Annotated in this window: 13 protein-coding genes; 8 read left to right on the top strand and 5 right to left on the bottom strand. The window is 45.1% G+C overall.

The features are described 5' to 3' along the window. Window positions 1-100: 100 nt before the first annotated feature. The 5 genes from WH96_RS18865 (at window position 101) to guaD (ending at window position 6685) form a co-directional block, all read left to right on the top strand. Window positions 101-1693, top strand: coding sequence for an ABC transporter ATP-binding protein (locus WH96_RS18865; protein ID WP_245629513.1), 1593 nt, complete (start codon window positions 101-103; stop codon window positions 1691-1693). Continuing rightward, the gene (locus WH96_RS18860; RefSeq protein WP_047765784.1) at window positions 1690-2775 is read left to right on the top strand and encodes an ABC transporter permease; all 1086 of its coding nucleotides are present in this window, start codon (window positions 1690-1692) and stop codon (window positions 2773-2775) included. The genes WH96_RS18865 and WH96_RS18860 overlap by 4 nt, the downstream gene beginning before the upstream one ends. A gap of 5 nt (window positions 2776-2780) precedes the next feature. Continuing rightward, entirely contained in the window at window positions 2781-3701 is a 921-nt protein-coding gene (locus tag WH96_RS18855) for an ABC transporter permease (protein ID WP_047765783.1), read from the top strand. Between the two features lie 182 nt (window positions 3702-3883). Next, entirely contained in the window at window positions 3884-4951 is a 1068-nt protein-coding gene (locus WH96_RS18850) for a BMP family ABC transporter substrate-binding protein (protein ID WP_047765782.1), read from the top strand. A gap of 411 nt (window positions 4952-5362) precedes the next feature. Next, a complete protein-coding gene (guaD, locus tag WH96_RS18840; RefSeq protein WP_047765780.1) occupies window positions 5363-6685 on the top strand; it encodes a guanine deaminase in 1323 nt (440 codons plus the stop codon). Between the two features lie 66 nt (window positions 6686-6751). On the opposite strand, the gene WH96_RS18835 is transcribed toward guaD, so the two are convergent. Then, window positions 6752-7639: a LysR substrate-binding domain-containing protein gene (locus WH96_RS18835; RefSeq protein WP_047765779.1), complete on the bottom strand. Its 888-nt coding sequence runs from the start codon at window positions 7637-7639 to the stop codon at window positions 6752-6754. A gap of 94 nt (window positions 7640-7733) precedes the next feature. Here WH96_RS18835 and WH96_RS18830 point away from each other — a divergent pair, with 94 nt between their 5' ends. The 3 genes from WH96_RS18830 to WH96_RS21600 all read left to right on the top strand — a co-directional run bounded on the left by WH96_RS18830 (window position 7734) and on the right by WH96_RS21600 (window position 11439). Then, window positions 7734-8522: a phosphodiesterase gene (locus tag WH96_RS18830; RefSeq protein ID WP_047765778.1), complete on the top strand. Its 789-nt coding sequence runs from the start codon at window positions 7734-7736 to the stop codon at window positions 8520-8522. Window positions 8523-8620: 98 nt separating this feature from the next. Next, window positions 8621-9535 carry an EamA family transporter gene (locus WH96_RS18825; RefSeq protein WP_047765777.1) on the top strand — a complete coding sequence of 305 codons (915 nt, stop codon included), beginning with the start codon at window positions 8621-8623 and terminating at the stop codon, window positions 9533-9535. A gap of 140 nt (window positions 9536-9675) precedes the next feature. Next, a complete protein-coding gene (locus WH96_RS21600; RefSeq protein ID WP_053006141.1) occupies window positions 9676-11439 on the top strand; it encodes a sensor histidine kinase in 1764 nt (587 codons plus the stop codon). Window positions 11440-11565: 126 nt separating this feature from the next. Here the strand turns inward: WH96_RS21600 and WH96_RS18815 are convergent, their stop codons facing one another. The 4 genes from WH96_RS18815 to WH96_RS18800 all read right to left on the bottom strand — a co-directional run bounded on the left by WH96_RS18815 (window position 11566) and on the right by WH96_RS18800 (window position 13459). After that, window positions 11566-11967, bottom strand: a complete 402-nt coding sequence (locus WH96_RS18815) for a hypothetical protein (RefSeq protein WP_156176861.1) — start codon at window positions 11965-11967, stop codon at window positions 11566-11568. A 114-nt stretch (window positions 11968-12081) separates the two neighbouring features. Beyond that, window positions 12082-12708: a hypothetical protein gene (locus WH96_RS18810; RefSeq protein ID WP_047765775.1), complete on the bottom strand. Its 627-nt coding sequence runs from the start codon at window positions 12706-12708 to the stop codon at window positions 12082-12084. 2 nt (window positions 12709-12710) lie between these two features. Continuing rightward, window positions 12711-12935, bottom strand: a complete 225-nt coding sequence (locus tag WH96_RS18805) for a DUF2188 domain-containing protein (protein WP_047765774.1) — start codon at window positions 12933-12935, stop codon at window positions 12711-12713. Window positions 12936-13036: 101 nt separating this feature from the next. Then, window positions 13037-13459 carry a DUF3010 family protein gene (locus WH96_RS18800; protein WP_047765773.1) on the bottom strand — a complete coding sequence of 141 codons (423 nt, stop codon included), beginning with the start codon at window positions 13457-13459 and terminating at the stop codon, window positions 13037-13039. Window positions 13460-13674: the final 215 nt, after the last annotated feature.

Raw genomic sequence — 13674 nt, 5'->3', positions numbered from 1 at the left:
AAAAAATGAATAAAAACTAGTAAGTTAAAAACCGGAGAGTTAAAAACTTACTGAAAAACTTACTGAACTGGGAAAATAGGCTTATTGGGAGGGCCAGCAATTGGGGGATCATGTATCCACAAAAGGCGGCACGGCTGCGACGACAGATTATCTGTTGGAAGCACGCGGAATCACCAAGATGTTCGGCGATTTGGCCGCGAATGATGATGTAACGCTCAAGCTTGCCCCGGGTGAAATTCACGCCCTTCTCGGCGAGAACGGTGCTGGAAAATCAACGCTTGTCAAAATTATCTATGGATCATTACAGCCCACCAAAGGTTCTCTGCATTGGCTGGGACAAGAAGTATCCATAGCCAACCCCGCTGCAGCCCGAAATTTGGGTGTCGGAATGGTGTTTCAACACTTCTCCTTGTTTGAAGCCTTAAGTGTTGTTGAAAATATCGCCCTCGCCCTACCCAAAGATACAGACATCAAAAACCTTTCCCAGAAAATATCTGATGTTTCTAAAGAATACGGTCTTCCGCTGGAACCCACAGCCTTGGTTGCGGATTTGTCCGTCGGCGAACGACAGCGTATTGAAATTGTCCGTTGCCTGTTACAGGAACCACGCCTGTTAATTATGGATGAACCAACAGCAGTTCTGACGCCGCAAGAGGCCGATCAACTATTTCTGACACTGGAACGTCTGGCAAAAGAAGGCTGCGCCGTTCTTTACATTTCTCACCGTCTGGATGAGGTCAAAAGACTTTGCCACGATGCAACGATCCTGCGTATGGGCAAAGTTGTCGGTCAGGTTGATCCGCAACAAGAAACTGCCGCCAGTCTTGCTAGATTGATGGTCGGCGCAGATGTTCACGCGATTAATGCCAACAGAGAACATAATCCCGGTGAGACACTGCTGAAACTCAGCAAATTATCTCAAGATGCAGATGGTCCCTTTGGTGTTTCCCTTGTGGATATCAATCTGGACGTCAAAGCAGGCGAAGTAGTTGCCATTGCGGGTGTCGCCGGGAATGGACAATCAGAACTCTTTGATGCAATTTCGGGGGAAAGCACAGCAGATACGGCTAGTAACATTCAAATCGACGGACGAGATTGCGGTTTAGACACAATTACCCAACGTCGACGCAATGGAGCTGGCTTTGTTCCGGAAGAACGACTGGGCCACGGTGCTGTTCCGGGACTTTCCCTGTCGGAGAATATCGTTCTGACACGCCATTCCGATGATGCAGGCTTATCAAAATCCGGTTTCATTGATCGCGAAAATGCCATTGCGATTAATGAACGGATCACAAGGGATTACGACGTCCGCAAAGGCAAACCAGACCCGGAAGCCAGATCATTATCAGGGGGTAATTTACAAAAATTTGTTGTTGGTCGCGAACTGGATCGTAAACCAAAAGTTCTCGTCATCAACCAGCCTACATGGGGCGTCGATGCCGGGGCTGCGGCCCTGATCAGACAAGCAATGATTGATCTTGCTTTGGCGGGGTCAGCTGTTCTGGTCATATCCCAAGATTTAGATGAAATTTTTGAAATCGCCGACCGAATTGCAGTTATTTCACGCGGTCAACTCTCAGAGGCTTTCCCAGCAAGTGATCTTACACTAGAGAAAATAGGCTTGCTAATGGCTGGCGCCCACGAAAAGAAAAACCTAGAGATAACAGGGACAGATGAGAAGGTAAGCGCATGAAACTCGTGTTGGAAAAACGTTCCGAACACTCGGAATTCATGACCCTTATGTCGCCGCTTCTGGCGATTGCCTTGACGGTTTTCACAGGCGCCATTATTTTTGCCATCCAGGGGCTAAACCCCTTCGAAGCACTCTATGTGTACTTCATCGAACCTTTAACATCCATGTGGTCACTGGAAGAAGTTTTCGTTAAGGCAGCGCCCCTCATCCTCATCGGTGCCGGGCTATCGGTTTGTTATATGGCCAACGTTTGGAATATCGGCGCAGAGGGCCAGTTAACCATGGGTGCGATTGTGGGATCAATTGTTCCCATCGTTTTCACATCCTGGCAATCACCGCTCACTCTTGTCGCCATGATTGCACTTGGTGCCTTGGGCGGTGCGCTCTATGGCGCAATTCCTGCCTTTTTGAAGAACAGGTTTAACGCAAACGAAATTCTGACTTCTTTGATGTTGGTCTATATCGCTCAACTCTTTTTGGATTGGGTTGTTCGCGGCCCATGGAAAGACCCCAAAGGCTTTAACTTCCCACAATCCATTGCCTTTGAAGGTTGGCAGTTATTCCCAACCCTCGGGGATGGTCGTGTACATATCGGCATTATCCTGGCGGTGATAGCTGTTGTTATTCTGACAGTCCTTATGAGTAGAACATTAAAAGGCTTTGAGATACTGGTTATCGGGAACTCTCCACGCGCAGGACGCTTTGCAGGTTTCTCCAGAAAGAAAATTGTCTGGTTCTGCTTGTTGCTTTCCGGCGGTCTCGCAGGGATTGCCGGAATTGGTGAAGTTGCGGGTCCAAGTGGGCAGTTACAACCAACAGTCTCCCCCGGTTATGGCTTTACAGCGATCATCGTGGCCTTCCTAGGACGGTTAAATCCCATTGGCGTTCTCTTTGCGGGGGTTATGCTTGCCATAACTTATATCGGTGGGGAAGCCGCACAGATCGACTTGGGTGTGTCCGATAAAACAGCACAAGTTTTTCAAGGCATACTGCTCTTCTTTATTTTGGCTTGTGACACTCTGATCCTCTATCGGATTAAAATGCTGACCTCGACAAAACAACAATCAGTAGCGGCGGAGTAAAACCAATGGATGCAACACAAGCAGTCATCTTGACAATTATTACCGCCTCGACCCCCTTGCTGCTTGCGGCAATTGGTGAACTGGTGACGGAAAGATCCGGCGTTCTCAACTTGGGTGTCGAAGGTATGATGGTTATGGGGGCAGTCTGCGGATTTGCAGCAGCCTATACCACAGGCAACCCCTATATTGGCATACTCGCAGGTGTTTTTGGGGGCGTTGCCCTCGCCTTTTTCTTTGCTATTCTGACGCAAACACTGGCGACAAATCAGGTTGCTACAGGACTGGCGCTTACCCTCTTAGGGCTTGGATTATCAGGACTTATCGGGGAATCTTTTGTCGGGCTTCCTGGCGTGAAGCTGCAACAGCTTTCCATACCGTTCCTGAGTACAATTCCCTTTATCGGGCCAATACTCTTTGGACAGGACATTCTTGTCTATGCCTCTGTCGCGTTGATTTTTGCAACCACCTATGTTCTGTTCAAAACAAGAGTGGGCCTGATCATTCGCTCGGTTGGTGATAATCACAATTCAGCCCATGCGTTGGGATACAATGTTATCGCCGTACGCTATGCCTGTATTATGTTCGGCGGGGCCTGTTCCGGCCTTGCGGGCGCTTATTTATCACTTGCCTATACACCACAGTGGATTGAGAACATGACTGCAGGGCGTGGTTGGGTTGCTTTGGCTTTGGTGGTCTTTTCGACCTGGTTGCCCAAACGCCTTGCAATTGGTGCCTATCTCTTTGGGGCAGTCTGGATTATGGGGCTCTATGTACAGGCGCTCGGCTTCGGTATACCATCACAGTTCCTCTCGTCATTGCCTTACGTTGTGACAATCATTGCTTTGGTCATTATTTCTGGCAACAAAACACTTACTCGTGTAAATACACCAGCATGTATCGGTCAAACCTTTGTTCCGGATCGATAATATAGAATTCCCTAGTTGCTCCAAATACCCGTGACTTTACGTCATACAGGACAATCGGGGAAAATAGAATTATTACGGACGTCGTGCATACATCGGCCAGCGCCGACGTCAAAAGAATAAAACGGCCGCGAGGAGTTCTCTTGCCCTTAAGAGAATTCGTTAATCAGGGAAGGATAACCCAAATGAAGAAAATCTTGGGATTTGCCGCCGCGATCGCACTATCCTTAGCGATAGTTCCGGCATCTGCTGCAGATAAACTGAAAGTCGGTTTTGTATACGTTGGCCCCGTTGGTGACCACGGCTGGAGCTATCAGCACGACCAAGGCCGTAAAGCCATCGAAGAAAAATTTGGCGACAAGGTTGAAACAACCTATGTCGAAAAAGTAGCCGAAGGTCCCGATGCGGAACGTGCAATTGAACGTCTGGCCCGTAAAGGGTCAAAGCTGATTTTCACAACTTCCTTTGGTTTTATGGAACCAACCCTGAAAGTTGCCAAACGTTTCCCGGATGTAAAGTTTGAACACGCAACAGGTTACAAGCGTGCTGACAACGTTTCGACCTATTCATCACGGTTTTACGAAGGTCGTTACATCATCGGACAGATTGCTGCCAAACAATCCAAATCCGGCGTAGCGGGCTATATCGCATCTTTCCCAATCCCAGAAGTTGTACGCGGTATCAATGCCTTTATGCTGGGTGCTCAGTCAGTAAACCCTGACTTCAAGTTGAAAGTTGTTTGGGTGAATTCATGGTTTGATCCTGGTAAAGAAGCTGATGCAGCCAAAGTTCTAATCGGTCAGGGTGCTGACATTGTTACACAGCATACTGATTCCACCGCACCACTTCAAATTGCGCAAGAGCAAGGCGTACACGGCTTTGGCCAAGCATCTGATATGGCTGCTTTTGCCCCCAAAGCTCAGTACACATCAATTATTGACGACTGGGCTTCTTACTACATCAATCGTACACAGGCTGCACTGGACGGCACATGGAAATCTGAAGACACTTGGGGTGGCCTGAACGAGAAAATGGTTGTCATGGCTGACTACACCAACTTGCCTGACGATGTTAAAAAAGCGGCACAGGAAACCGAAGCAAAAATTGCATCCGGTGAACTACATCCGTTCCAGGGGCCAATCACTAAACAGGACGGTTCTGTGGCTGTTAAAGAAGGCGAAACTGTTGCCGTTGGTGAACTCCTTGGCATGAACTGGTACGTCAAAGGCATTGACGATCAACTACCACAATAAGGCTTACAAAGGTGTCGGGTAACTTAACACCTTGAGAAAAACGCTGGGATACTACCAACTCCTGAAAAATCAGGGGTTGGTACCCGGATAAATTAAGCTGAAAAGACAAGCTTAAAAAAAGCTGGATAACCGAAAAGATCAGGGCCGAAACGGCTTACCTTTTCATTCGTACATCCAAATAAGATTACAAAAATTGAAATTACTGCCCCAAGATAAACGACCTTATGGGCAAACCCGCAAAGGTCAATAATCTTGGATCTTATAGACTTGCCTGTTGGAAAAAGGCTTGGCATCTATTTCGTAGTGCATAAGTCACGGTCAAAAGTGTCCACGCTTTCTTAAACAGAGCAATCTATTATCGCAATGAAGATCAACTGCCGGCTTTCCGGCTGATAATGCCAAGGTCATATGATGACAAACAGAGATCAAACAGCAGCCAAGCTACTCCGCGGTGCGACCGTTAACTTTACAGATAATCCTCGCCTCAAGGGGGATGATAACTCGGTCCAATACGAGACTAAAGGCGTCATTGTTATCAGTGAAGGCGGGCGTATTCTCTGGCAAGGTGCTTTTGCCCAACTGCCGGATGGGTTTAAAGGCCTGCCGTGCGATGATTACGACGATAAAATCATCATGGCTGGCTTTATTGATCCACATATTCACTTTCCGCAATACCGTATTCTTGCGGCCCCCGGTAAAGACCTTCTGGACTGGCTCAACCGCTTTACTTTTCCGGAAGAAAGTCGCTACAGCTCTGAAGAATATGCTGCGAAAGCTGCAGAGATTTTCCTCGATCGCCTCTTTGCCAATGGTACCACCTCTGCCCTCGCCTTTTGTTCTGTGCACAAGACCTGTGCTGACACGCTATTCGCCGCCGCTGAAAAGCGCGGCATGTCCATGATCACGGGAAAAACCATGATGGACAGGCTGGCGCCCGATGCTGTTCTGGATACGCCTGAAACTGCGGCAAGGGACTCACAAGACCTGATCAACAAGTGGGATAACAAGGGCCGACTGAAATACGCTATCACGCCGCGTTTTGCCGTTACCTCGACTGATGCACAGTTACAGGTCACCGGTGATCTCTATAAAGACAATCCAGATTGTCTGATGCAAACCCATCTATCGGAAAGCCCAGGTGAGATTGCCACTGTACAAAAGCAGTTCCCATGGTCCGAGGATTACACCGACGTTTACGATCACTTTAACCTGTTGGGCGAAAATTCTTTCTTTGCCCATGGTATCCACCTGTCCGAACGCGAATGCCAGCGCCTTGCCGAAAGTGGCTCCACCGTGGTGCACTGCCCAACCTCAAACAACTTTTTAGGTTCTGGCCTTTTTGATATCGACCACCTGTCAAAACCAGAACGCCCAGTGGGTGTCGGCGTTGCCACAGACGTCGGCGGCGGCACCAGCTATTCCATGCTGCAAACCCTGGGTGAAGCCTATAAAGTTGCGATGCTCAAAGGCCGAAAGATAACAGCTCACGATGCTTTTTATCTGGCCACCCTTGGCAATGCCAAACAGCTCAAACAAGATAAAGATATCGGTAATCTGGAGACAGGAAAATACGCCGACATTGTCGTTCTTGATCCTAAAGCCACCCCCGTACTTGAAAGCCGTCAGGAGGTTTCAGAAAATCTTGAAGATGTGCTTTTCTCACTCATGGTCCTCGGGGACGACCGAGCGATCACAGCCACTTATGTGGCTGGCGAAAAGGTTTATCAGGGATAAGGAAACCATCTTAAAGCCCAACAGGTGGTACAAAAAATTGCTGCCCCCTGTTGGGGATATCCTGAATTACAAAATCCTGGTCGACCTTGCTGCATGATAAAAGGCTTTGATCAGGCTTGCGTCTTTTTTCTTCTTCAGGCTCACAACGTATTCCGTCATGGTTAACAGATCATCCGACAATTCTCCGCAGTCCAATTTCAGTCTGACAAGACGCGGATTTTTACCAGTTTCCAGGTTACGTACAATGCTGACGCCCAACCCGCAGGCCACAGCTTCCTTTACAGCTTCCCTCGATACAATCGTGCTGATATTCCCCGGTTTCTGCCCTACCCTGTCCAGAAGTTTTTCGATAGTAACCCGGGTTGCAGAGCCGATTTCCCTGATTAACAACCGTTCTTCCAACAGGCGCCCCAAATCCACACGGTCTTCTGAGGCCAGTGGGTGGTCAGCCGCAACCAACGCAACCAGACTATCATCGACCAAAACCTCATAATCCAGCCTTGGATCATAGGGGACACTGGCAGGCACAACAGCAACATCTATCTCATTATCAAGAAGCAATGCAAGGATATCCTTTGTATTGCCGAACTCGAGACCAAAGGTCAGACCAGGGTGTAATTTCTGCAACTCAGCAATAACAGGCATGACATAGGGAGGGCTACCGCCCCCGATACGCACATGACCGTTGACATCCTGAGCCATACTTTCCAGATAAAGCTGGGCTGCCTCTTCAAACTGAAACAGTTGGCGGGTAATTTCCAGCAAGTTCAGTCCGAATTCAGAGAGCACAACCCGCCGTCCATGACGGTAGAAAAGCTCAACCTGATAAGCTTCTTCAAGGCGCTTAACCTGAGCAGATATAGAGGGCTGGCTTATATTCAGACTGTTAGCCGCAGCGGTAAAACTCTGGTATGAAGCAACAGCATGAAAACACCTTAATTGAGACAAATTCATAGACACAAGTTATCATTCACATACAAAATTGATATTTGCAACCAATCTAACATAACAATAGGTTATTCATAGTTATTTAACACGGAACCATTCCATGAAGTTCATTCATCTATCAGATACCCACCTGCTGCCAAAGTCAGAAACCATCATCGGAATTGATGCCTGTGACCGACTGGAAGTAGCAGTTGAAAGTATTTCAAGGGACTTTTCCGATGCTGCTTTTTGTATAATAACAGGTGATCTCACCGACAGAGGTGACCCGCAGTCATACCGAGAGTTTATCCGTATTCTCGACAGGTTACCAATTCCTTGGTACGCCCTGATGGGAAACCATGATGAGCGTCATGTCGCCAAAGAAGAACTTCCTGATCTTCCCTGGTGTTCGGACGGTTACCTCTATTATGAATTCGCAACTGAGGTCGGACAGTTTGTAGTACTGGACTCTCTCGTCGATATGGATACGAGCTATCTCAGTAAAGAACAACTTGATTGGCTGGATGGCTGTCTTGCCCGCGCCAGAGCAGCACAAAAGTCCGTTTATCTCTTTGTGCACCACGTCTCCTTTGATATCGGCATTCCCTGGCTGGACGAGCAATACAATATGAATAACGGTGATGAACTCGGAGCCATATTGAAAAAGCACAACAACGTGCGCCACCTCTTCTGCGGTCACGTACACCGCCCGATCCATGGCTCATGGCAGGGTATCCCTTTCTCTACAGTACGTTCAACCTGCCACCAGGTCGCCCTGAAACTGACAGGAGAGAAGGTAATCTTTACTGATGAACCACCCTCTTATGCTGTGGTTCTCTTGAGGGATAATCGGGTGGTAATCCACGACCATAACTTTCTGGGGGAGCAGATAGAATTTCCCGATTACTAGACGAAGGGATGATCTGAATGGGAACAAACTCAAGGAGTGTCTGATTACTAGTCCCAGAAATGTTACGAACTGTAGTAAATCAGAATAAGGAAAATAGTATGACTTGGGAGATTTTCCTTCTGGTTCTTATGTCTGCCGCCTTACATCCCTTTCGTGATATTTTACTCAAAGGGCTTTATGCACCGGGACTTTGTTATCTTTCCATAAGTCTTTTCTGGATGCTCTTTGCCACTGGGCACGCTCTTGTGACAGACGCTCCTCTATTCCTGCCTATTGATTACATCCCGCAGGTATTCGGTTCTGCTATAGGTCTTTTTGCTTATTATTATGGTACCCTTCTTACCCTGGAAAAGGGTGATATCTCTGTCTATTACCCCATTATCAGAAGCTCACCAATCTTTGTGGTCCTGGTTGGCTGGATATTGCTTGATCACAGTTATTCAATTATTTTACTGTTGGGTATTGCCACCGTTCTCAGCGGGGTTTTCCTTATCCAGCGTCAAGCAATACCAAAAGACCATACAAAGCCCAAAAAACTGGTCGCCGAGCCCAAGTTATTATTGATTGCCCTAATAGCCATGTCAGGCTCAGGGATCTATAGCCTTGTAGATGCCAGTGCCATGCAAGCCAGTTCCGCCCCGCAAATACCTGATCTAGAACTCTCCACTTTTCTTATCTGGGTGTATGCGCTCTTAACCATGATTTTCTGGATTACCTTTTCCATTAAAACCCAGAGTTACATGCCCCTTGGGAAACAAATAGGCACTATTTGGAAACAACACCCCTGGCGGATACTCTCTGCCTCAACCCTCTCCTATCTGTCCTATATTTTCATTCTCGAAGCTTACGACAGAGGGGCTAATGTAGCCGCGGTTACATCTCTCCGTCTGGGATCAATCCCTCTGGGAGTTATTCTTTCTGCCCTGTTATTAAGTGAACAAAACCTTACCAAGCGTCTCTTATCGTCCTGTATTATCGTTGCAGGTATCCTGATTATCATCGTGGATGGATAATTCTTCTAATCCCTAGCCAGAATTAACGAATTCACCATATTTTCCATGCAACAATAGGCTGTAAAGGCTTTATTTCTGCAATAGAAAAGTTTGCACAGCTTTATTCCGTTATCCCTTGAAGGACAAGGAACTGGTTAATAATGCATCTGAAAGCAAAGATTATTCTGATCCTTCTTTCATTATTTATTGCCTTTGTAGCTGTGCAACTGACAGTACAGAAGTTTATTATTTATCCCAACTTTGAAACACTAGAACGCAACTTTGCAAAGACAGATGTCGAACGAATTACAGAAGCCATTGATGCTAGGCTGGACTATCTGGACCGGTTAAACAATGATTGGGCCAGTTGGGATGATACCGTTAAGTTTGTTAATGATGGTAACCAAGCCTATATTCAGTCAAATCTGGTCGAAGAAACCCAATATAACGCGCAATTCAATGGAATGTTATTCTTTAACACAGATCATAATCTGGTATGGGGAAGAATACTTGACCTGGACAATATGCGTGAACTGCCAATTTTCCCTTTTGAAAACAGATTGAAAACGCTCGTCCTCCCTCGTGTCCCTGTCTACCCCGATACAAACGCCTATGAAGGGGAATCAGTACACGGTCTTTTAATGATCGAAAATATACCTGTTTTAATCAGTGCACGGTCAGTCCTGTCGTCGGGAAATCACGGCCCGACCCAGGGATTTGTCATTTTTGCACAGTTTCTATCTCAAACAGTTATTCAGGAAATAAGAGACGACACAAAAATAGATTTTGAAATCTTAAAGCTGACAGAAAGAAAGCACAAAGAGCTATCTCTGTCCCGTTATAATATTAGTGAAAAAAACCCAACTACCCTAGAGGTGAAAACAACTTTAAACGATATCACACATCAACCAGCGTTGGTCATAACAGCAACTTTTCCCAGGGAAATAACCAACAAGGGAACGACAAGTATTTACTATGCCATGGCATCAACCTTTGCCTTAAGCATACTTATTCTATGCGCCGTATTATTTGCCATACAGCGTGTAATTTTAAGGCCTGTCACCCTTTTGCAGAATGTTGTGCAAGCCAGACAGTCGGGAAACAAACTGGACAGAACGGATTACAAATCAAGTGACGAACTGGGACAACTGGCTTCCACTTTTGATGCAATGATTGAAGAAATCGATATCGCAGAACAGAAAATAAAAGACCACAGGGACAAGCTGCTAGAAATCAATAAACAAAGGAACAAGTTCTTTTCCATTATTTCCCACGATTTAAAAAGCCCTTTTAATACGCTGATGGGCTTTTCAGAAGTACTGGCAAACAACATTGACAGGCTGGATAAGAAAAAAATTACAGAATACAGTCAGGATATACACCAGTCCGCAACCCGGGTTTACAACCTTCTCGAAGATCTACTGGAATGGTCACTTATTCAGATTGGCGGCACATCGTTAAATATAGAAGCCTTGAATCTGGATAAAATCCTGTCGGAAAGCATTGCATTGTTTGTACCGCTGGCAGAAAGAAAATCGTTATCAATCCAGTATGAGGCAGAAAATGGAGCAATCATTTTATCTGATCAGCACGTTATTAATGCTGTGATCCGTAATCTGATAAACAATGCGATCAAATTCACCCCGAATGATGGTCAAATTACAATCACAACGGAAAGAGCCGACAATTTCATAATCGTTTCTGTATCCGACACTGGCGTTGGCATCGCGGAAAACAGACTTGCACAGCTTTTTGATTTTGAAGAAAAGAACTCTACCGTCGGCACCAACGGTGAAGTCGGTACCGGACTGGGCCTGCGCCTCTGTCAGGAGCTGTTGGAAAAACAGGGAACCACACTGGAAATAAAAAGCGAAATCGGCAAAGGTTCTGTCTTTAGTTTCAAATTGCCGCTAAAACTGGACTGATTAATCAAATCTACTATCCAAACATAAATTCTATCCATACCTCTTTATTCAAAAGCTACTCCAGCCTCCTCGCGCTTTTTCAAAACCACACGGACATTTAAATAGCTCTATAGTTAATCTATTCCCTCACCCACCGGGACGACCGTTAGTCAATTCACAGTCGTCCCAATCAATTCTGTGATAGCCATTGGACAGATATTTCCAACTGGTCTTAAAAGCTGTGTAATCCAGTTCGAAAGTGTTAAAGAGGCCCAATCTTTTAAGTTTTCTTTCAAAATTTTCCCGGGATTTGTAAAAGAGGACTTCTCCTGTCTCTGTAGAGAGAATGAAATAATTTTCCTCATAGCGATATTCGATCTCAAAAGGTGTGCCCTTCCCATACTCTTCTATCGCACGTTCATTTAAAAAATTTCTAGAACCAATCCTGATTTTATCCACTATATCTGCGTCTTCGGGCATAGCCACTACTTTTGGTTCAAAATCATATCCTGCATCATGTATTCGACCATTCTCCGGATTGGTGGACACATGACCATGAACTTTAAGGTCATCAAGGGATGTGGGGCCGTTATCTTGATAAAGAACTATGAAATAATAAGAGAAGATTTATTGACTTTATAAAAATACATTAGTCAGTTGCGTTTAAACAGGAACAGCTCGCTCAAGCCATTCTTTCATAGCATCAAAAAGTTCAGCTGTCGGATAATCTTGGATATCTTCTTCAGAAGAGCCTGCTTCTATCTGTTTTTCATAATGCCATTGTTGAAAATAGATATATGCGCCCAAAATCCTTGCTGGTCCAATTTTTTCCGCATCACCTTCGCTAACTAACCAATTACGAACTTTTCGAATAGCCTTTTCATAGTCATTAGCATGAGTCTGAATATCACACCCAGAAATATCAGAAATTGAGGCTTGATAACGGTACTGTTTCTCTTCGAGAACCAAGAATTTTTTATCTCGACAACCGTTATGATATTGGCGACATCCATAATCAATACCAAGCTCAAAAGGCATGTTTAATCTATAGGTTTCACCTTTTTTAGATGCCTGACAACGACTTAAATCGTGGATAGAAAATTTAGATTCCTCAATAAGGCTGCGAATTTTTTCTAAACGATTTTCACCAGAATCATTTCTCTCCGTCGCAATTCTAGGATTGTATCCAAGATATAGAATACAAAACAACATAGCTTGTAAAATAGGCTCGTAATCTTCATCAAAAGGACAATTGATAAAAACATTACGCTCAAAAGCATTTTCAGGCAAAATTAACCCTTTGGCGGATGAGGATCTTTCCCGTATGAATTTCTTTCACGAATACGACCATCACGTCCGTGAATATAAAGTTCTGAATGTTGTTTTTTTGCAATATCTCGAGCTTTATCGACAGCTTCTTTTTGTGTGTCGTATACTCCGGTTACACGTACAGCGCCTGCTTTCCTTACACTCCATTTTCCACCATTAGGGACAACATGTTGACCTTTAACAGACATAATCAATTACCTTCCTCTCATAAGAAGAACTTCTGTGTCTAATATAATATAAAACTGTGGTTGCACAATAGAACAATCGATTGTTTTTTCTATAAGATCATTCAATATTTTGAATATTTAGTAACCCAAACACCAACCAAATATGCCACTTCCTGATACTTTTTCAGACTGTTTGGATAGATAATATCCTGTTTTTTCTCCATGGCGGCTAAGGCTTGTGGCGTTACCAATTCTACTTCCAGATCCGGGATAACCTGTATTAAAGCTTCCATTTTGAAGGTATCGGGTCCGCCGGCAAATTTACCTTTTTTGGCGCGTTTTTTGATGACAGCTTTAGAGATATTGTTGCTGACAAAGAATGCTGCGATCTCTTTTTGAAAGCAGATGACATCTGCTGCATTATCACTGTCGCCCAATGCTATTTTTCGTGTCGGAAAATCAATGTGTTTTGGTCCCTCATCGCTGACTTCCAAAACAACTAAGACGGCATCGTTTCCTTTAAGCTCAATCCCACAAAGTTTCATCAGAATTCCACTATTAAAGGGTTAAGGGGTTTATAATTCTATTTATTCTTAAAGCAGTTAAAGCAATCTGCAAAGATTTGAATAATTCCATCGTCAATCTGACAAAGATAAATTGAACCTTATGTTTTGTACGTCCGACCTATTAGGTATCTAGCGGAAACCCGGCAACAATATCTGGAATGGAAAAGGCTCTGATTTCCGCCCTGATTCTTATT

The organism is Kiloniella spongiae (genome assembly GCF_001026905.1).
GTDB classification, from domain to species: domain Bacteria; phylum Pseudomonadota; class Alphaproteobacteria; order Kiloniellales; family Kiloniellaceae; genus Kiloniella; species Kiloniella spongiae.
This window is presented reverse-complemented; position numbering and strand designations above follow the sequence as displayed.

Coding starts and splice junctions, on each gene's coding strand:
- WH96_RS18830 (WP_047765778.1), top strand. CDS start 7,734: ATGAAGTTCATTCATCTATCAGATACCCACCTGCTGCCAAAGTCAGAA.
- WH96_RS18805 (WP_047765774.1), bottom strand. CDS start 12,935: ATGTCTGTTAAAGGTCAACATGTTGTCCCTAATGGTGGAAAATGGAGT.
- WH96_RS21600 (WP_053006141.1), top strand. CDS start 9,676: ATGCATCTGAAAGCAAAGATTATTCTGATCCTTCTTTCATTATTTATT.
- WH96_RS18850 (WP_047765782.1), top strand. CDS start 3,884: ATGAAGAAAATCTTGGGATTTGCCGCCGCGATCGCACTATCCTTAGCG.
- WH96_RS18800 (WP_047765773.1), bottom strand. CDS start 13,459: ATGAAACTTTGTGGGATTGAGCTTAAAGGAAACGATGCCGTCTTAGTT.
- guaD (WP_047765780.1), top strand. CDS start 5,363: ATGACAAACAGAGATCAAACAGCAGCCAAGCTACTCCGCGGTGCGACC.
- WH96_RS18860 (WP_047765784.1), top strand. CDS start 1,690: ATGAAACTCGTGTTGGAAAAACGTTCCGAACACTCGGAATTCATGACC.
- WH96_RS18835 (WP_047765779.1), bottom strand. CDS start 7,639: ATGAATTTGTCTCAATTAAGGTGTTTTCATGCTGTTGCTTCATACCAG.
- WH96_RS18825 (WP_047765777.1), top strand. CDS start 8,621: ATGACTTGGGAGATTTTCCTTCTGGTTCTTATGTCTGCCGCCTTACAT.
- WH96_RS18855 (WP_047765783.1), top strand. CDS start 2,781: ATGGATGCAACACAAGCAGTCATCTTGACAATTATTACCGCCTCGACC.